General features: G+C 49.7%; 15 protein-coding genes. 9 read left to right on the forward strand and 6 right to left on the reverse strand.

Features of this window, described 5'->3' with window-relative positions; all coding sequences use genetic code 11:
* Positions 1-96: 96 nt before the first annotated feature.
* Positions 97-3,543: an exodeoxyribonuclease V subunit gamma gene (recC, locus tag VOA_RS01930; RefSeq protein ID WP_000495616.1), complete on the reverse strand. Its 3,447-nt coding sequence runs from the start codon at positions 3,541-3,543 to the stop codon at positions 97-99.
* 166 nt (positions 3,544-3,709) lie between these two features.
* Between recC and VOA_RS01925 the strand changes: the two genes are divergently transcribed.
* Together VOA_RS01925 and VOA_RS01920 are read left to right on the forward strand one after the other, a co-directional pair.
* On the forward strand, positions 3,710-4,306 hold the full coding sequence (locus VOA_RS01925) for a hypothetical protein (protein ID WP_000227852.1): 597 nt from the start codon (positions 3,710-3,712) through the stop codon (positions 4,304-4,306).
* Between the two features lie 3 nt (positions 4,307-4,309).
* Positions 4,310-5,044 carry an MBL fold metallo-hydrolase gene (locus VOA_RS01920; RefSeq protein ID WP_001190949.1) on the forward strand — a complete coding sequence of 245 codons (735 nt, stop codon included), beginning with the start codon at positions 4,310-4,312 and terminating at the stop codon, positions 5,042-5,044.
* A 34-nt stretch (positions 5,045-5,078) separates the two neighbouring features.
* Here VOA_RS01920 and VOA_RS01915 read toward each other — a convergent pair whose 3' ends face one another.
* A complete protein-coding gene (locus VOA_RS01915) occupies positions 5,079-6,053 on the reverse strand; it encodes a TDT family transporter (RefSeq protein ID WP_000617206.1) in 975 nt (324 codons plus the stop codon).
* A gap of 110 nt (positions 6,054-6,163) precedes the next feature.
* Here VOA_RS01915 and VOA_RS01910 point away from each other — a divergent pair, with 110 nt between their 5' ends.
* From VOA_RS01910 to dapD, 3 genes are all read left to right on the forward strand, one after another.
* Entirely contained in the window at positions 6,164-7,078 is a 915-nt protein-coding gene (locus tag VOA_RS01910) for a LysR family transcriptional regulator (protein ID WP_000146404.1), read from the forward strand.
* Between the two features lie 115 nt (positions 7,079-7,193).
* Positions 7,194-7,502, forward strand: a complete 309-nt coding sequence (locus VOA_RS01905; protein WP_000268538.1) for a YebG family protein — start codon at positions 7,194-7,196, stop codon at positions 7,500-7,502.
* A gap of 397 nt (positions 7,503-7,899) precedes the next feature.
* Positions 7,900-8,931 carry a 2,3,4,5-tetrahydropyridine-2,6-dicarboxylate N-succinyltransferase gene (gene dapD / locus VOA_RS01900; protein WP_000323004.1) on the forward strand — a complete coding sequence of 344 codons (1,032 nt, stop codon included), beginning with the start codon at positions 7,900-7,902 and terminating at the stop codon, positions 8,929-8,931.
* Positions 8,932-9,011: 80 nt separating this feature from the next.
* On the opposite strand, the gene VOA_RS01895 is transcribed toward dapD, so the two are convergent.
* Both VOA_RS01895 and VOA_RS01890 read right to left on the reverse strand, forming a co-directional pair.
* Positions 9,012-10,196, reverse strand: a complete 1,185-nt coding sequence (locus VOA_RS01895) for an NnrS family protein (RefSeq protein ID WP_000608173.1) — start codon at positions 10,194-10,196, stop codon at positions 9,012-9,014.
* Positions 10,197-10,359: 163 nt separating this feature from the next.
* Positions 10,360-11,451: a GNAT family N-acetyltransferase/peptidase C39 family protein gene (locus VOA_RS01890; protein WP_000354937.1), complete on the reverse strand. Its 1,092-nt coding sequence runs from the start codon at positions 11,449-11,451 to the stop codon at positions 10,360-10,362.
* Positions 11,452-11,530: 79 nt separating this feature from the next.
* On the opposite strand from VOA_RS01890, the gene VOA_RS01885 reads away from it, so the two are divergent.
* The 3 genes from VOA_RS01885 (at position 11,531) to VOA_RS01875 (ending at position 14,601) form a co-directional block, all read left to right on the forward strand.
* A complete protein-coding gene (locus VOA_RS01885; protein WP_001285009.1) occupies positions 11,531-12,982 on the forward strand; it encodes a RimK family protein in 1,452 nt (483 codons plus the stop codon).
* A gap of 106 nt (positions 12,983-13,088) precedes the next feature.
* Positions 13,089-14,030 carry a zinc transporter ZntB gene (locus VOA_RS01880; protein ID WP_000394863.1) on the forward strand — a complete coding sequence of 314 codons (942 nt, stop codon included), beginning with the start codon at positions 13,089-13,091 and terminating at the stop codon, positions 14,028-14,030.
* 19 nt (positions 14,031-14,049) lie between these two features.
* Positions 14,050-14,601, forward strand: a complete 552-nt coding sequence (locus VOA_RS01875; protein ID WP_000275211.1) for a gamma-glutamylcyclotransferase family protein — start codon at positions 14,050-14,052, stop codon at positions 14,599-14,601.
* On the opposite strand, the gene VOA_RS01870 is transcribed toward VOA_RS01875, so the two are convergent.
* A complete protein-coding gene (locus VOA_RS01870) occupies positions 14,598-14,942 on the reverse strand; it encodes a tRNA-binding protein (RefSeq protein WP_000376455.1) in 345 nt (114 codons plus the stop codon). The two genes, VOA_RS01875 and VOA_RS01870, sit on opposite strands and share 4 nt — an antisense overlap.
* A gap of 158 nt (positions 14,943-15,100) precedes the next feature.
* Here VOA_RS01870 and VOA_RS01865 point away from each other — a divergent pair, with 158 nt between their 5' ends.
* The gene (locus VOA_RS01865; RefSeq protein WP_000201013.1) at positions 15,101-16,108 is read left to right on the forward strand and encodes a substrate-binding domain-containing protein; all 1,008 of its coding nucleotides are present in this window, start codon (positions 15,101-15,103) and stop codon (positions 16,106-16,108) included.
* Positions 16,109-16,119: 11 nt separating this feature from the next.
* Here the strand turns inward: VOA_RS01865 and VOA_RS01860 are convergent, their stop codons facing one another.
* Positions 16,120-19,194, reverse strand: a complete 3,075-nt coding sequence (locus tag VOA_RS01860) for a beta-galactosidase (protein WP_001243586.1) — start codon at positions 19,192-19,194, stop codon at positions 16,120-16,122.
* Positions 19,195-19,296: the final 102 nt, after the last annotated feature.

A 19,296-nucleotide genomic window follows, 5' to 3' on the forward strand; every position in this document is an offset into this window, starting at 1 on the left:
CAAGAATTTAGGTCCCTCTGACCTGTGGCCGTACAGCGAACGCCCTACACCAATAATGATTTTCTGGCGGCCACCCACTTCCCACGTCATTCATGATTAAACCTGTTTGGCATCTTGCACTTGTAAACGCGGTGTTTGCAGCACTGTGATGGCCAATTGGCGCAGCGATTTTGCCAGTTCATCACTCCACTGCGGCCAAATACGCGCGATGTAGCGATTACCGCCTTCACCCTTGATGTAAAAGCTATCGTTGAAGGTGTCCGCCATTTTCTTGTAGGACTTCTCTTCATCTTCCTGCCATTTGCCACGGGAAAATCCCGCCTCAACGCAAGCCAACGCCGTTTTCGGGAAATAAGCCAAAGGCTGGTTCATGCCTTGGCAAAACAGCGCCACCAGTTCACTCAGTAGCGCCTTGGCTTGCTGCGCGTCATTAAGTGGCGGCAGCATTTGGTGCTGCACTCCTTCTTTGCGCTCATAACCAATCAAATGGGTCGTGACGGCTTTGCCGCTCACCGCCAAGCAAAGATGATCAATCCATGCGGCTAATAAATCTTCCGAGCGAATCGCGCCACTGCGTGCGCGCACCAAGCCAGATTGATAACGCTTCACGAGCCAACCACGTAGTAAGACTTCTCGGCCATCGTCAAAGGGCTGCAAGCGTAGATCAATCTCTTCATCTTCCAGTGGTTGGTGACACAAAAAGCCAATTTTTTCCGCCAGCGCCAAAGCTTGCTGCGCACTTTGCGCCAATTCAAGATCGCCAAACGCCGCCACCGGCAACTTGCCTTGCGCTCGTTGCTGCTTAGCAAACTGCGCCACCACTTGGTCACGCTCTGCGCCATCGCGGCAAGCCAGCAGATCTTCCACCAACTCATCACGCAGCTGATACGCGCTCAATCCATCCAAAGCAAACGGCTCATCATCTTCCATCACGGCAAGCGGCGGCTCAAAGCTCACTTTCAAGCGGCGTTTGAAGAAATACTCCACCGGCAGACGCCAAAAACGTTGCAGCTCGACCAGATCCAACTCCATCGGCCAACTCACTTCAAGCAGATAATCACTCAGTGGGGTGAGAAAATCGGCACTACTCTGCCCTTGGCGGCGCGCGGCAGGTAGCCATTCACGGGCAAAACTGCCAGCGATAAACGCCTGCGGGCTAAACGGTACCATAGGATACTGGGTGGTTAAGTGCTTAACCAAGCGACGTCCGGAGTCATCACTTTCTAAATGTTCATCGCCTGCCAAGCAGTAGTTCTGCTCGCAATATTCCAGAAGTTCACTGACCAACACCGAAGGCACTCGCTCGCTGTTATCTTGAATCGAGCGGCCGACATAGCTGATATACAGCTGCTCTTTGGCCGACAGTAGTGCTTCGAGAAACAGGTAGCGCGACTCTTCACGCCGCGAACGGTCGCCGACTCGGCGCTGCACATTGCGCAGGTCAAACCCTTCGACCATTTCATTGGGTGGATAAACCCCATCATTCATGCCGAGCAGGCATACTCGGCGAAACGGGATCGAACGCATCGGCATCAGAGTACAGAAGTTCACTTGTCCCGCTAAAAAGCGTTGGCTAATCCGAGTTCCAGAGAGTTTATTGGTCAGCACTTGGCGAATAATGGCCGGTGAAATCGCTTGTTGGTAACCCGCATCAGCCAGCTGCTGTTTTAGGTTCACCAAACTATCGCGGATGGTTTTCAGCGCCAGCTCACCTTGCAGATCGACACTAAAACAGCGCTCCAACAGTTCGTTGAGCCAATAACGCCACTGTTCCATGCTTTGGGTTTGCGCCAGTTGGCTACGCAGCTCGCTGAGCGTTTGTACAAAGTGTGCGAGCTTACCCGCCAACTCAGCGCTCATACCTTGCACTTGGTTATAGGGGGCAAGCCACTGGCCGCCAAGCTCATACAACCCCGCTTCAGCCGGCATGGCGTAACCCAGTAACATACGTTCAATGCCAAACTGCCACGTATTTTGTTCACTGGCGGGCAGTTCAAACTCTGCGCCAGTGTCACTATTCAGCCCCCAACGAATGCCCGCTTCTTCGACCCAACGTTTGGCAGTGGCAAACTCTTCTTCGTCAATCGCAAACCTTGCCATAATCGCCGGGGTTTCAAGGAGCTCAAGCAGTTCTGACGCCAGACAGCGCGATTGCGGCAGCGCGAGCAGTTGCAAGAAGGCGGTTAAGATCGGGCTTTCTTGATCGACGCTGCGATCGGAAATTGAAAACGGAATAAAACGCTCGCCGGGCGCGTTGCCAAACACCGCCTGAATGTAAGGGGCGTAGGCGTTAATGTCCGGCACCATCACAATCACATCGCGCGGTTTTAGGCTGGGATCGCGCTCAAACTCAGCCAGCAGTCGGTCGTGCAGCACTTCCACTTCACGAATTGGGCTGTGACACAAGGCAATCTGCAGGGAATCATCCTGCGCGGCAATGCTGGGTTTATGGCCACTGCTGGCGAACTTGGCATCGTCTTGATGCTCTTGCAGATGCAAAATATCCGCTTGGATGTGATGCAGCAGCGAGTCGCGTTGAATGTCAATAAACAGCTCTAATTCGGACTGATCATTTTGTGCCAGAAGATAGAGATTATCGCGCCCCATCTTGCCCATCGAAGCCAGTAAGCTATTGCCCACCGCATGATTCAGATGAAGCGACTCTTGCAGATAACTTTCTACATCGCCTTTGAGCGGCGAGACTTCACTGCCGATGGTGACTTGCTCACCATTAATTTGCAGGATTTTGCGTTTTTGCGCTGCCACTCGCGCCAGATATTTTCGGTCACGAATGTCGCCCCAATAGTGCTGACAAGGGTTGGTCAGCATCAGGTGCACGTCGATATGCTCACCCATCGCGCGCAGCGCATCAATATAACGTGGCGGCAGCGCAGAAATACCGAAGATGAACAAGCGCTTAGGCCATACGCTGCGATCAAAATTGCCACTGGCCAACTGCTCAATAAAACGCTGATAGAGGTTGGCACGGTGATAAATCGAATGCCCTTGCTCACGAGTATAAGCGTAGAGTTCACGCCACAAAATCGGCTGCCACGGGTGTTGGTCAGCGATTTCCGCCACTTCGTCACCCGCTTCCCAACTTAAAATCCAATCGGGGCGATACACCAAGTAACCATCGAAAATATCGGCAATTTTTTCCGCTAATTGGAAGCGTTTTGAGTCATCTTCATCGTCTTGTAAATAGCGTTGCAGCGGTTGAAATTCGTCACGGTCAAGCAGCTTTGGCAGTAGCTCCATCAAACGCCAGCTCATGGCTTCTTTATTGAATGCACTGCGCTGCGGCACATCGGGCAACACTTGAGTAAACATCTGCCAGATAAACGTTGCCGGTAGAGGAAACTCAAGGTTCGCCGCAACCCCTAATTCACTGGCAAGCGCCATTTTAAGCCACTGCGACATACCGGGGCTTTGCACCAAAATACTCTCAGGAATAAAGGGATCGTCCAACGGTTCATTCTTGATTAAATGAACCAACAGGATCTTCAGCGTTTCAACTTGGTTGGAGTGGTAGACAGTAAACACAATGCACTCGGCGTTTCAAAGCTTGGGAATGGCAAGAATAGCATAAGAGCTTGATACACCGAAAAACTTACCAGCAGAATCAAAACTAACATTTTGAACAAGGCCAACTATAGTTATTCATGTGTCATTGACATTCTCGCTAAACAAAGGAGTTATGACTTAACTTATGGTTGATAAGCCTATTTATGTCATCGCCGCAGAGGTCGCCGCTGAGTTGCACCGTAGCGTGCTCATCGCGAATAAACTATCTCTGGTTGCCAGTAATGCACGCGCTTTGGCGTTGCGTGCCGGGGCAAGCGCGGCAGGGTTTCGTCCTATTACCGATGCGATTGATGACCTCGTAAACTCTACACTCAGCACCTCTAAGGTCATCAATCTGCAAGCCCAACAATTGTGCCAACTCGCGATAGCCAGTGCTCGATCACTTAACTTATTAGAGCGTGTAGAAAAGGTTTATCACGCCAATCAGCCAGCCTATTGCCAGAGTCGGCTAGATGGCATTAAGCACAATAATCAGCGCGTTTATCAAGAACTCAATCATCGTTTCGAGAGTGAATACAAAACCTTATACCAACTTTTGCAAGATCTGTATGAAGATTTACGTATCGCCAAAATCATCTCGGTCATGCTCAGCGTCGAAGCCTCACAAACCGATGATAAATTTCAACTTCAACTCAATTTGATTGCTGAGGATGTCTCTGAACTTGCACAGACGATTCAAGGACACGTCATGCTTTCTCTTAATATTTTTTCGAATAGGTGATTCATGCAAAGCAAAGTTTTGTTTGAAAATCAGCAGCACCGTTGGCTCGTATTCGCTCGTGATCCACAAAAGCCTGATGGCATTATTGATACCAACCAGTACATGATCATGAACAAAGGACAAGCCATGTTGCTTGACCCAGGTGGCATTGAGCTATTTTCAGCTATGCTGGGTTGTGTGGTCAAAGAAGTGCCTTTAGAACAAGTCACTCATCTTTTCGCTTCACATCAAGATCCGGACATTATTTCCTCACTCGGTTTATGGGATAAAACGCTCCCCTCTGCGGTACTGCATTCCCCTTGGTTATGGGAAGGTTTTATCCGCCATTTTGGAATGGAGTCCATCACCTATGCTCCAATTGCTGACAAAGGGGGGAAAATCTCCTTAGCTGGATTAGAGATCCAATTTATTCCCGCGCATTACCTGCATTCTTCTGGCAACTTTTCGGTCTACGATCCCAAAGCAAAAATTTTGATGTCTGGCGATGTGGGCGCTGCACTAGACGAGCCAAACTCGCCATTTTTTGTCGAGGATTTTGATAGCCATATACCGAAGATGGAGTATTTTCATCGCCGTTGGATGCCCTCCAACAAGGCGAAGTTGGCATGGATTCATCAAATTCGACAGTTAGACATTGAAATGATGTGCCCGCAACATGGGGCCATTTTCACAGGGGATAATATCAAGCGCTTTTTAGATTGGTTTGAGCAATTAGAAGTGGGCATTGCAATCAGCTAGAGCAAGAGTAGACCTGCTCTAGCTAAAACAAAGATTACTTTACACTCTCTGCTGAGCGAAAGGCGGCAGGGCGGTAAGCGATCATGTAACGCAGTGCGACATAGCTAACCACAATCGTTGCCACAATCAACTCTAAACTCGCTAACCAATGTACTTGAGCTACATAACGCTCTGCTACGCCGATGGTTTCCATCCAGTGCGCCATTTTAAACAGCGCGGTCGCACCAATCACCATCGGAAAGGTGAATGCCGCGTAGCCGGGGCTAAAGGGCAGGCGCAGTAAGCGCGTGAACGCCAAGTAAATGATTGCGGTCATCAGCACCGCAATCCCAAACAGCAGCGCCACAATCACAGGAGAAGGCTCAACCACGACTGTCAGATAACCCGCTAGAGAGAGGCTGGCAGGCGCGGCCATGATCGCCAACGTTGGCTTCGCCGCATCTGGGATCTCTTGAGTGAAGATAAAACGATAGATCATCATGGGCAGCATCACAGCGTAAGCCAACATGCCAAACACCAAACAGACATAAGCAATCGGCGCTAATGCGGAATTGCCTGAAAAAGAGACGTCAGCCACAATGATTCCCACTGGCGGCACAAACCAGCTTGGCACCATGTGGTGCAGTTCAAACGCTTGAGCCCGGTGATACAAAAAACTCACCAAAAACAGGATGTGTAAGCCCACGGCAAACAGCCACAAAGCATCACCGGCCACTGGGTAAAAATGACCAAGCGATGCCGACACCACCATGGTCGCCATCGCAAAGGTCGGCACCACACTGCCCACCACAGGGTGAGCCAAATCTTGACGTAACAAATGACCGTGCCACAAGAATTTAAACGCCAATACAATCAACAAAATGCTGGCAATCGCTGCGCCAGTCCACTGCGCGATACCCTGTGCAGGTACCATGTTTTCCCAACTCCATCCCAAGCTCGCAATCCCTAGCGCGAGGCCGGCCATTGGGGTCGGCGCTCCCATCACTTTCGCTTTTGCTGCTCGAATCATACTGTCTCTCTATTGATGGTTATCGGTTAATACGCGCATCTTACGCTTGCACTTTGTTTTCAACTATCTAATTATTCCTAACACATGTTCAATAAAACTAAACGATCGCCATGGCTAGCCATATTTCGCTCAAACAATTGCGGGTTTTCACCACCATAACCCAACACAAAAGTTTGACTGCCGCCGCAGAAGTGCTGTGCCTCTCCAAAGCTGCGGTCAGTGTCGCGCTGTCTGAGCTAGAGAAGCAGCTTGGCCATGCGCTGTTTGATCGCGTCAATAACCGCTTGGTGCTTAACCAAGAAGGGCAAAAACTGTTGCCACTGGCCGATGAGCTGCTGCAACGTACTACCGATATTGATCGTCTGTTTAATGAACAACAGGTTCTTACCGGTAAACTGCGGATTGGGGCCAGTGATACCGTGGGCAACCAAGTCGCCCCCTATTTGATTAGTGCCTTTCGCCAACTACATCCGCACCCTTCGCAAAGCCTATTTATTTCCAACTCAGCGCAAGTGTGCCAAAAGCTGGTCGATTACGAACTCGACATTGGTCTGATTGAAGGCAAGACGCTACATCCAGAACTCATTTCTACTCAGTTTAGCCAAGATGAAATGTGCATTATCTGCGCGCCTAACCATCCACTGACTCAGCGTGAACGTTTGGTGATGAGCGATTTTGAACACAGCGATTGGGTGCTACGTGAAGCGGGGTCTGGCTCGCGCGAGTTCTTCTTGCGTGTGATTGCGCCACGTATTGAACACTGGATTGAAGCGTTTGAACTGAATACCACCGAAGCGCTGATCAATAGTGTCTCTTCCGGTTTAGGGCTAGGCTGCTTGTCTCGATTAGCCGCGAAAACGCCTCAACAAGATGGGCGCGTGGTGATTCTCAATGTCCCTCTCGATATGAAACGTCGCTTCTGGATGTTGGTACACAAAGAAAAATACCAAAACCCACTGCTACGGCAGTTCATTGAATTTTGCCCCCAATGGGCGAGCCAAAGCGCCCTACTGCTGCTCGATTAATCAGCGAATCAAGGGATATGACTCAGCGCGCATTTTAGTGGTCGCAACTGGACTTTACTGACTAAAAACTGTATAAACAGCCAGTTATTTTTAGCGACAAACTAGAGGATTAACCATGGCTGTTATCGTGAAGTACGTGGTGGAGCGCAACGGAGAAGAGAAAATGACTTTTACCTCGAAAGCCGAAGCTGACGCTTATGACAAAATGCTGGATATGGCAGACGAGCTTTTCGAGCTGCTGGGTAAAAGTGCTCTGATCGAAGATGAAGCCAAGCAAGAAGAACTGGCAATGTTCTTGGCTCAAAACAAAGAAGACGTACTGTGTGCACTGGGCGCCAAACGCAAACCGGCTCCAGCGACGGGCAAAAAGCCGAAAGCAGTTGCAGACAGTGATGAAGATGAGTCTGTCGACGACGCTGCTTAATTCCAAAAACCGCTGAGTGAAACCAGCGGTTTTTTATTTGCTGAGGTTGGCTCACAAACGAAGCACTGCGAAAAACGAACGGGATTCTTTTTATACCCAAACTACTTGGAGTTGCAGGTAGGCTGCAAGAGAATTCATCCCCATGAGCATAGATAAACTATGTGATTGGGGTGAACGAACGTAGCCAACACCGCTACAACTTCAAGTAGGACGGGGATCACTTTAAAAAGACAAAATGCATTCTTCTACAGACGGATTGCCTTTGCGGTCTTTTATCCTGCTCATCCACTCTTTATGATGAACTACCTATCGGTTGAGCGGTGGATGCTCAACTCAATGCCTTTGCTGCTGAAAAAAACAACAGTAAACCGCTCACTTTTGATGATGGAGAATACACATGGCGTACTTTGCTTTAGGCCTAGCAACCGCAACCAAAAATCGTGATGGAAAAATTATTGAAGCCTTCTTCCCAACCCCCATTCTGACTCCTAGCGACGCTTTGGTTGCCGCATTGGCACCGATCGCCGGTTACCAAGAAGGCAATCAAGCGCTAGAAATCACCGCGGCACAAAGCGCGCAATTAGCCGCAGTTTTCGCCGCTCATCAACAAGCCGCAAGCGCTGCGTTTGCTGACAAAGCTGCCAATGCCAAACAGCCTCTCGTGCTGGTGATTCTGGCCAGCGATGACAAGCCACAAAGCGTGGCTGAAGGCTACCTAAAGTTACAACTGATTTCTCACCGACTGGTTAAACCACACGGTACTGTGCTGGATGGCATTTTCGGCTTACTGCACAACATCGCATGGACCAACGAAGGCCCCATTGATCTGCCAGAACTGGCGGAGCGCCAGATCGAAGCGCGTTTGGCTGGCCGTGTGCTAACGGTCGATTGCGTCGACAAATTCCCGAAAATGGTCGATTACGTGGTTCCAACTGGCATTCGTATCGCGGACACTTCTCGCGTACGTCTGGGCGCACATGTGGGTGAAGGCACCACTGTGATGCATGAAGGCTTCATCAACTTCAACGCGGGAACCTCTGGCGTGAGCATGGTTGAAGGCCGTATTTCTGCGGGTGTTGTGGTGGGCAATGGCTCAGACATCGGCGGCGGCGCATCCATCATGGGTACGCTGTCTGGCGGCGGCAAAGTAGTGGTATCGATTGGTGAAAACTCACTGCTTGGTGCCAACGCAGGCTTGGGCTTCCCACTTGGCGATCGCTGTACTGTGGAATCAGGCTTGTACGTGACGGCTGGCACTAAAGTGCGCACACTGGATAAAGATGGCAACCAAGTCGATATCGTGAAAGCGCGCGATTTGGCTGGCGTTTCTGATCTGCTGTTCCGTCGTAACTCACTGACCGGACAAATTGAGTGTCTGGCCAACAAATCGGCGGTTGAACTCAACAGCGAACTGCACAAGAACAACTGATCTTGATACGTTGGTGATGAAAGAAAATGGCTTGGATTTCCAAGCCATTTTTTTATCTCAATTTGTGCATTTCAATGCGCTTAACCGGGATGACCATCCACTCTCGGCTTGAGCAACATCGCGCCAAAACGCAGCACAAACAGCGCAAACGCAATCACCCACAGTGCAGCGCTTAGGTTGACCCAAATCAGCAACTGCTGCGGTAGCAACCCCATACCTAAACTGCGCACAAGTGCGGCAAGCAACAAAGCGATAAATGCCCATTGCATGTTAGGGCCTTGATAAATCGCTCGCCCCGTGTGCCCCATAGTTACGCGCGCAATCATGCTTAAAACTAGGCCAGACAGCGCACCAATCGCAAATAAGTGCAGCAAGCTGTGATTCAGCCAAGCGTTATTCACTAGCCCACGCAGCAGCAAACTCAGCGGGATACACAGATAGGCAGCATGCAGTGACCACACCAAAGGCTCACTCAAGGTACGCCAAGGTTGCCAACGTAAAAAGCGGATCAATTGCGCGACGCCAGCCAACAGCATCAAAGGCTGGCCGAGTTGTGCCATGGTCAATGGGAAGAAACTGAGAATAAACAGAGCCAGTAAGCTACCGTTAGCGATCACATCCAAAGCCAAAATCGGCTCAGCTTTCGTAAACTGGAAACGTCTTGCGGTGAAAAACGGAATCACTCGCCCGCCCATCACCGAAAGCAGCAACATAAACCACCACAGCATGGCTTGCCACACCGCATTGCTCGGGAATGGAGGCATACCTTTAATGGTGGCGTAGCTGGCAAAGTTAGCCGCAATCGCCAACAAAAAAAGAGGGATGAAAAACAGGTTGCGCCAACCTTTAGCCTTCACTACACGTAAACCCACTTCATACGCCACCGCCAATAGAAATAACGCTTCAATGCTCGATGTTAACCAAAGTGGTATAGGCATCCAAAACAATACACGCACCATTAACCACAGAGCCACAATAACAGCTAAACGGTGGCTTTTCGTGCCATTAATGCCCGTCCAGTTTTGTACGGCAGTCAGTAGAAATCCGGCCACAATCGCCATCGCAAAACCAAACAGCATTTCATGCACATGCCACCACAGGGCGGGAACTTGCAATCGTTGCGGCTGCCCAGCTTGGAACATCCATACCCAAGCTACAATCGCCACTACGGCATAAACACTGCCAAGCAAAAAGAAAGGACGAAATCCCAACCGCAGCACAGCAGGAATACGCTCTTCGACACGTTTATCGATAATGTTGATCACTTGGGCTCCTTCGCCGACTTCATCACAGATCAAAGCAATAATGGAGCACGAATCAAGCCAAGATGATTCATCTTTAAAATCAAAAAACTAGAAACAAAGAAAGTCATAATGACACCAAAAAATCGAGTCATTATGACTTTTAGAAGTATTTTCTACTCACCCTTTATTTACGAGGCGTGATCACCACACAAGCGATCTGTTTCTGCTTACCAAAGCCGATGATTTGCGACAGTGCCGCTTTGCCCACCGGAATATAACCAGAACCACTCACATGTTCTTCCGATTCTGCATGCGGATCATGGAAAAAGAAGAACTTATCACTCAAGCCACTGAGCACAATCCAGTGCGGCTCTTTCTTACCATCAAAGCGATAGGTGCTGATCAACAACAGTACACAAGCGCCTTGCTTTACCCACTCCTCAAGCTGGGCTTGCGATGGCGGGGCATCAATCATACTCACATCTTGTTCGGCAAGTTGTTGGCAAAAATCTTGGTGTACTAACTCAATAATCTGCTTTTTGTTTGGGTCACGCACGCTATCAATAAAAGGCGTTGTTCGAGATTGGTTCCACAGCTCAACATGATAACCACGTCTTGCGGCGGCCAGCGCCAACCCCTGACCACTGCAGCCACCATGCCCCGCGGCCATAAAAATCGTGGTGGCTTCACGCCACAGTTGCATTTCTTGTGTGCGAGTCGGCTCAAAATCCTTATCCAAACAAGAAAAACTCATTAATAGGCACGCAGCACCACACGTAAACGGTGTGGTTTGCACATACAAAGGCATCGGCAGCAAGACTTTGGACTCTTTCGGCGTTAACCTTTTTTGCATTCTGCGACCATCGCACAAGTCGTCATAGTAATGGATGAGCAACTTCAAGGTTTTATAGCCCATCTTTTCATATAATTTTAATGCGGCGGTATTGTCTTCACGCACTTCCAGCCGTAATGTAGTCGAGCCTTGATCAAGAGCAGCACGCTCACATTGCTCGACTAAACTCTGAGCAATTCTCTGCCCTCTGAATTCAGGTTTTACGGCAATCGAATACAACCTTGATAGCTGTGTACCTTGATGAAATAGAAGCAATGCATATCCCGCCAGCTGGTCGCCGGCATCTGCCACGAATAACGCCGCATGGTCGGAATGTAAAAAACGCTTCATTTGGCGAGGAGAAATTCTATCCCCGTCAAAAAGCTGTTGTTCTAACGCATTGAGCGCATTGAGATCAGCGCTATTGGCACGACGAATGTCCATTCAACGTCCTTAAATAATGAGTGGATTGACGAGATTGCGACTCAAATAATAGACCTATTGCAATAGGAAGAATACACCGATGGCTAACCTTTTAATCGTGACCGATCAAGCCAGTGACTGGCAACAATATTTCCCATCAGAACAAGTCGTTAGTGTCGATCAGTATCTCGATACTGACTGGAAATTCAATCACCGCAGTGTGCAGGTGGTTAACCTGTGCCGTGATTACGGCTACATGAGTAGTGGCTACTATGTTTCACTGATGGCGGAAGCGCGCGGTCATCGCGTCATCCCTCGTGTGATGGCGATTAACGACATCAATCAGCCGTTTTTCCTCTCTTCCGGCCTGATCAAGATGCACAAGCTGAGCAACGGCACTGACGTGATCAGCACTAAGATTTACTTTGGCCGCACCCCACAAAAAGGCTTGGAAAAACTGGCGCGCCGCCTGTTTGAGCAGTTCATGGTGCCTGTGATTGAACTGGAAATGCACAAATACCAAGGGCAATGGCAAATCATCAAAATCGCCCCCTTCCCATTCCAAGACTTAGAAGACCCAGAACAGGATTTCTTCATTGAGTCGCTGGAAATGTTCTCTACCAAAGTGTGGCGTCGTCCAAAACAAGAGAAGAAGTACCGCTACGACATCGCGATGTTGGTTGATCCAGATGAGAAAATGCCGCCGTCCGATGCTTCTGCACTCAAACGTTTCCACCGCGCCGCCAACCGTTTGGGTATGAACTTGGAAACCATTTCACCGGATGATTTATCTCGTTTGGGGGAATTTGATGGACTGTTTATTCGCGCCACCACCAATATCAGCAACTATACCTACCGCTTCGCGAAAACGGCCGAGAAGATGGGCTTAGTGGTGATGGATGACTCTGAATCGATCATGAAATGCACCAACAAGGTATTTTTGACTGAGCTGTTGGAAACCAACAAAGTACCTGCTCCGAAGAGCGTGATCATCCGCAGTTTTGACCCTGAGTGGAAAACCGGACTGATGGAACAGTTGGATTTCCCGATGGTGCTGAAAATCCCAGATGGTGCTTTCTCTCGCGGTGTGGTGAAAGTGCGTAATGAACAAGAGCTGGAGCAAGAAGCCGGCACCCTGTTTGAGAAAAGTGCGCTGATTTTGGCGCAAGCCTTTATGCCGACCGACTTTGACTGGCGTATCGGGGTGATGAACCGCCAAGCGATTTTTGCTTGTAAGTACATGATGAGCCGTGGCCACTGGCAGATTTACCAGCACCACAACAGCGGCCGAGTGACTGCGGGCGGCTTTGAGACACTGGATCTTAAACAAGTGCCAAAAAATGTTGTCGATGTAGCGGTGAAAGCCTCAAACCTGATTGGTGGTGGCCTTTACGGCGTGGATCTCAAAGAAATTGATGGCCAAGTTTACGTAATTGAAGTGAACGACAATCCAAGTATCGACCACCATGTGGAAGACGCCTTCTTGGGCGATTTGCTCTACGATCGCATCATGACCGAGTTCTTACGCCGCATTCAAATGCGTGGTTTTTAAACCTTTTATCCTTCTCTAGTCAAAGCTCGGAGACATTCCGAGCTTTGACTCTTTATCGCTCCATTGTTACTTTCTTGCTATCAACATTTGACAAACAAGGATAACCATGGAGTTTCTCATCGATCACTGGCGTTTTGGCGATTCCTCCCCACAACACCACGCCGCTCAATTACAACAGCTACAAGCGGGTGATTGGTATCACTGCCAACGCGATGCTAAAGGACTTCGCGAGTGGTTACTCGACCAAAATGTCCCCTCTTCGGTGATCGACAGTTTGTTGGCCGAAGATACTCGCCCCCTGTTTGAGCAGTATGATGAACAGAACTTTCTGCTGATTTTGCGTGGAGTGAATCTTAATGATAACGCTGATCCTGCGGACATGCTCAGTGTGCGTATTCTCTATTATCACGGCGCGTTGACCTCGACTCGTAAAACACCGTCTAAAGCGATCAGCACTGTGCGTGCAGCGCTAGAAGCAGGCCAAGGGCCTTCAAACTTAGCTGAATTGATTGTGCGAGTGGTCGATGAACTGAATAAAAATATCGACCTCTATCTCGACCAAATTGAGGAGCGCATCACCCAGTTTGATGAAGAACTCGAACTCAGCAATGAACTGATGCAAACTCATAAATCGCTACTTAAACTCAAACGTTTTATCAAGCCGCAACAGTACGCTTTGGATGATTACCTCACCTCAGAAGTGGCCCTTGCGCAGAGCCAACATTTTCGTTTGCGCCACAGCGTCAACACAGTAACGCGGATTAACGAAACCTTGGACTTCTTCTTGAGTGAGCTGGAAATCATCAAAGGTGAGCTGCGCCAATACCATGCAGAGAAGATGAACCAGAACACGTATTTGTTTTCAGTGATCGCGGCAATTTTCCTGCCGACCAGTTTCTTAACGGGTTTGTTAGGCGTTAACGTTGGCGGTATTCCGGGGACTGAATCGCCCATTGCCTTTGGGCTGTTTTGCGCAGGGCTTGGGCTGATTTTTGGCTTAGAATTTTGGATTTTGCGCCGTCTGCGTTTTTTTGATAATCAATCGTAAATCGTTACAGGAACTCATCATGTACATCTTTGGCTATGGAAGCCTGATTAATTCTGCCTCACGCCGTTTAACCGGCCAGACTGGACGCGCCATTCCAGCAAGCGCAACCGGATTAGTGCGCTATTTTGGCAAAATCGATGACAGTTACATTCTTTCGCCCTTAGTGGTTCATCAAGGTGACGGGCAAATTAACGGCGTGCTGTTGGAAATTGATGAGGTTGCATTAGCGGAATTTGATCGCCGTGAGCGCGGTTATCAGCGCATCGCGTTAGCCGCAGATCGTATTCACACACAAGAGCATTTTGATCCTGAAAAACCGATTTGGATTTACGTCACCGAGCAGCATCAACCGCCCTGTTCACAAAGCCCGATCGTGCAAACCTATGTCGATACCGTGCTCAGTGGCTGCCTTGAGTTTTCCGAAGCGTTTGCACGGCAATTTGTCGAGCAAACCTTGGGCTGGCAACATCCGTTAGACAATGAACGCCACGCCCCCAAATTCGGCAACTTGGCGGGGGTGACACCGGAGCAGCATGGCTTGATTGATCAACTGATTGGCGCTGTACGCTAAACGATTCTCACCCCATTGGCGATAATCCGTTGTGGGGTGAGCAATACACTCTCTTCTCCATCTTGCGTTTCCGCGCACAGCAGCATGCAGTGGGATTCTACACCAGCCACTAAGCTCGGTTTGAGATTGCACAGCACCACCACTTGTTGATTGAGTAATTGTTCTGACGAGTAATAAGGCGCTAACGCGGTGACGGCTTGCAACATCTGCTCTCCCAACGCAATCTGCACAATATAGTTGCGGGTCGAACGAGGATGAAGCTTTGCCTCAACAATGGTGCCAATGCGTAAATCCAGCCGCGCAAAATCATCGTACCCTACCGTCAAAAACGCCGAGTCCATAACTCTTATCCTTCTTAATCATTAAAAACGTTTACACTTTACGCCAATCCCTGTTGAACAAGCGTCATGGCTCACAATTCACTCTTATGTACTCAGTTACAATTGCGCTGTTTTCACAGGGAGCGCTACTATTGCGCCTGTGATAGAGAAGGAATCTTATGGCAACCATAAAAGACGTAGCGCGTGAAGCCAGTGTATCTGTGGCAACGGTTTCACGCGTCATCAACAAATCCCCGAAAGCCAGCCAAGCCTCGATTGATGCGGTGACCAGTGCGATGCACAAACTCGGCTATCGTCCGAACGCCGCCGCTCGCGCTTTAGTCAATCAAAGCACCAATACCATAGGTGTCTTGGTCAGCGATGTTTCTGATCCCTTCTTTGGAACTTTAGTCAAAGCTGTCGATACTGTCGCCCACCGCGAAGGAAAACATTTGCTGATCGGCAACGGCTACCACCGAGCGGAAGAAGAGCGCCGCGCGCTGGAGCTGCTCATCAACAGCCGCTGTGATGCGTTGGTCATCCACTCCAAAGCGCTTCCCGATGAGGAGCTGATTGAGTACGCCAACGAGGTAAAAACGTTGGTGTTGATCAATCGCCATATTCCACAGATCGCCGATCGCTGTATTTCACTCGACAATCAAAAAGGTGCTTATTTAGCAACTGATTTTCTTATCCGTCAAGGACATAGAAACATAGCTTGCATCAGCTCCTCTCATCAAATAGAAGATGCCGATCAGCGGATTGCAGGCTATCAACAAGCCTTGAAGGAACATGGCATCACCCTAAGCAGCAGCTACATTGAAACCGCTAGCCCTGACAATGAAGGGGGCGAACAAGCGATGACCAACCTGCTGGTGAAATCACTGCCTTTTACCGCAGTGGTCGCTTACAACGACAATATGGCCGCCGGAGCCCTGTTGGTACTTGAGGAAAATGGGCATTCGGTTCCTGAACATGTCTCGGTGATCGGTTTTGACGATTCCCTGATTTCGCGCTACTTGCGTCCACGCCTGACGACCGTGCGTTACCCAATTCAACTGATGGCGGAAAAAGCCACTCAATTGGCTCTTGCTTTGGCAACCGATGCGCCGCGTGAAAATGATCCGATGATCTTTTCGCCCACCATAGTTCGCCGCGACAGCGTGGCACAAAAAAGAGAGCCTTAAGGCTCTCTGGCTTATTGAGGGGATGACGCTTTCACACTTAAGGTGAGCTGATACTGATAGTGCGGCTGAGTGAGCAAAAATTCAGGGTGCACACTTTGGCTCCACGAATCATCGCCGCCCACACCCATATGCTGCGCATCCAGATTGAGATACAACTTATCCCCCACCACCAACTCGTTGCTGTGTTTGGCTTTATCCAACATCGCTTGTGAGTAGCGACTGAGCGAGAAGTGAAAATGCCCTTCCACCACCAAAGCGCCTACTTGTAGCTGGCGAGTATCACAGCGCAAACCATTTTCGCTCGGGAAAATGTACGGTGTATGCAGCTCATCCACCGTGGCAGTGTATCGTCCCACATGCGCCGCTTGTAAACGATCTGGATAACTCTCATGCGGCCCGCGACCAAACCAAGAAACTGGGGTTTCTGCCACTGGCAATGCGAGCGTTAATCCCACTCTTGGCAGCGGCGGCAAATCGGCACACACCCTCACCTCAATATTCAGCTCTACCTGCGCATCACCGAAGATTTGGTAACGCCAACGGGTACGAAGTGCTAACGCTTGCTGATGGTAATGGGCGACATCGACCACCACTTCGACACTCTCGTTCAAGGTGGTGACGCGAAGATCATCACATACCGCACGCAGCTTATCGAAGCCCGCCGCATGCCAACGTGCGATCCAGCTATTCGGGTCAAGGTGCTGCGCTTCGCTGGTACCAATATCATTATCCAGCACCGCGCGGTAAAAATTATCGCGCAGCGGCTCACTCAATACGGGCTGACCACTTTTCCACCACTGCTCCAATAGCCCAGTTTGGCGGTTAAACTGCCATTGCTGCTTGGCCGCCTCGATGCGCAACTTATCCCCATCTTGCTGCCATTGAGGCAGCGGAGCGTGTGTGATTTTAGGTAACATGCTTCTTCGTGGCTGCAAACACCACTGCTCACTAGCAATACAGTGCCCAGCCTGAGACCAAGGCTGATCCTCACGACACAATAAGACTGCATTGAGGTGGTATTCATGCTCTGGCAACATTGGCATCAACGCTAAATCCAGCGTGATTGTAGCGCGCGGCGCAATATCAAGCGGCTGACGCTCTTGCTTAATCTCTTGCCCATCGCACAGCACACTGACTACCAACTCCAGCGGCAGCGCTGCAAACAAGCGCTCATTGTGAATGGTGAGCTTGGGATAGTTCAGCGTGAACTGGTACGGCTGCTGGACTTTTTTGACTTCATGCAAAGCAGGATGCGGCGTGCGATCTGGAAACAGCAAACCGTTTATGCAGAATTGGCGATCGTTAATCGTATCGCCAAAATCACCGCCATAGCCCCAATAGTGGCGCCCCTCGCTATCCCATTTGGAAATGCCCTGATCGACCCAATCCCAAATAAAGCCACCTTGCAGACGAGGAAACTCACGAAACGCCTGCCAGTATTTATAAAACGCGCCCAAGCTGTTGCCCATCGCATGGGCATATTCACATAAAATCAGCGGGCGGGTTTCCTGCGGTAAACTGATCCAATTTTTCAGCGCATACTTGGGAACGGCAGGATGTGGCTGATGCTGATCGACCCGCGCGTACATCGGGCAAACAATATCGGTCGCCGCCGTATTAGCGCCGCCCCCTTCGTATTGCACAGGACGCGATGGGTCGCGCTGTTTCGTCCACTGATACATGGCGTGATGATTGGTACCAATCCCCGATTCATTGCCGAGTGACCAAATGATCACACAAGGGTGGTTTTTATCGCGCTCCACCATGCCAATCATTCTCTGCAAATAGGCATTCACCCATTGTGGATCATTGGAAAGTCGGCTCATCGGGAACTGGCCGTGGGTTTCGAGATTGGCCTCATCCACCACATACAAACCGTACTCATCACACAGTTCGTACCAACGCGGATGATTGGGGTAATGGGCGGTGCGCACCGCATTGAAATTGTTCTGTTTCATCAATTCAATGTCGCGGCGCATGCTTGCCTCATCCATCACATGCCCCAATTCGGGATGATGTTCATGACGATTCACCCCGCGGATCAACAAGGGCTGACCATTGAGCTTCAGTAGTCCCTGAGCGATTTCTACTTTGCGAAAACCCACTGCCGCACTTTCAAACTCGATCGGTACGCCCTGCTCATCCAGCAAACTGATCACACATCGGTAAAGGTAAGGTGCTTCATCACTCCACAGTGTCGGAGAGCAAATCGCTAAACTGTGTTCGGTTTTATCGTGCCATGCCCCTTTTTCATCGACTACACGCTGACCTGTATGCAAGGCTTGGGAGCGCGCTACGCATTCACCTTGTACATCGAATAAAGCCACTTGCACTTGATGATGACGAGTCACTTGGCTTAAGCGAGTTTCTACTCGCAATTCAGCATGTTGATAAAGCGCATCTAATTCAGTGCGGATAAAAAAATCTTCAATCGCGAGTATCGGCTTATGGTAGAGATACACATCGCGAAAGATGCCGCTCAACCACCACATATCTTGGTCTTCCAAATAAGAGCCATCAGACCAACGCAGCACCATAGCCACCAACAGGTTTTCACCCTCTTGTAGATAAGGCGTTAACTCAAACTCAGCAGGCAAACGACTATCCTGTGAATAACCGACCCAATGACCATTGCACCACAGATGAAATGCCGAATTCACGCCATCAAACACGATACGAGTGGACTCGGTTAGCGCCTGTTTTTCCAGTGTAAAACGGTGGCGATAACAGCCGGTGGGGTTATCTTGCGGCACGTAAGGCGGCCGATCCGCAAATGGATATTGGATGTTGGTGTAAATCGGCTTATCAAAGCCTTGCATCTGCCAGTTACTCGGTACAGGAATGTGCGCCCAAGCGCTATCATCGAAATCCGTATCTATCACCGCAGGTTCAACCGCTTCTGGCCGCTCAAACAAAGCAAATCGCCATTTACCGTTTAGCGAGCAACGGGTTCCCCCTGTTGCTAAACGAGCCTCCGGCTCATTGCGATAACTGTGCAAAGCTACATGCGCGGTTCGGCAGTACCATTTAACGATGTGGGGATTTTGCCAATCTTGGCTAAGAAGAATATCGGAGAAGTTGCGCATAAAACCCTCTTGAACACGCGAAGCAACAAGCCAATAACGCCTTTTCTATACGGCGTATATCCATCAAGCCGTTTGCGTTAAAGAGTCATTCAATAAGATTTC

This window comes from Vibrio sp. RC586 (genome assembly GCF_000176715.1).
Classification (GTDB): domain Bacteria; phylum Pseudomonadota; class Gammaproteobacteria; order Enterobacterales; family Vibrionaceae; genus Vibrio.

Coding starts and splice junctions, on each gene's coding strand:
- VOA_RS01875 (WP_000275211.1), top strand. CDS start 14,050: ATGTACATCTTTGGCTATGGAAGCCTGATTAATTCTGCCTCACGCCGT.
- VOA_RS01915 (WP_000617206.1), bottom strand. CDS start 6,053: ATGATTCGAGCAGCAAAAGCGAAAGTGATGGGAGCGCCGACCCCAATG.
- VOA_RS01860 (WP_001243586.1), bottom strand. CDS start 19,194: ATGCGCAACTTCTCCGATATTCTTCTTAGCCAAGATTGGCAAAATCCC.
- VOA_RS01870 (WP_000376455.1), bottom strand. CDS start 14,942: ATGGACTCGGCGTTTTTGACGGTAGGGTACGATGATTTTGCGCGGCTG.
- VOA_RS01885 (WP_001285009.1), top strand. CDS start 11,531: ATGGCTAACCTTTTAATCGTGACCGATCAAGCCAGTGACTGGCAACAA.
- VOA_RS01865 (WP_000201013.1), top strand. CDS start 15,101: ATGGCAACCATAAAAGACGTAGCGCGTGAAGCCAGTGTATCTGTGGCA.
- VOA_RS01925 (WP_000227852.1), top strand. CDS start 3,710: ATGGTTGATAAGCCTATTTATGTCATCGCCGCAGAGGTCGCCGCTGAG.
- VOA_RS01905 (WP_000268538.1), top strand. CDS start 7,194: ATGGCTGTTATCGTGAAGTACGTGGTGGAGCGCAACGGAGAAGAGAAA.
- VOA_RS01910 (WP_000146404.1), top strand. CDS start 6,164: ATGGCTAGCCATATTTCGCTCAAACAATTGCGGGTTTTCACCACCATA.
- dapD (WP_000323004.1), top strand. CDS start 7,900: ATGGCGTACTTTGCTTTAGGCCTAGCAACCGCAACCAAAAATCGTGAT.
- VOA_RS01920 (WP_001190949.1), top strand. CDS start 4,310: ATGCAAAGCAAAGTTTTGTTTGAAAATCAGCAGCACCGTTGGCTCGTA.
- VOA_RS01880 (WP_000394863.1), top strand. CDS start 13,089: ATGGAGTTTCTCATCGATCACTGGCGTTTTGGCGATTCCTCCCCACAA.
- VOA_RS01890 (WP_000354937.1), bottom strand. CDS start 11,451: ATGGACATTCGTCGTGCCAATAGCGCTGATCTCAATGCGCTCAATGCG.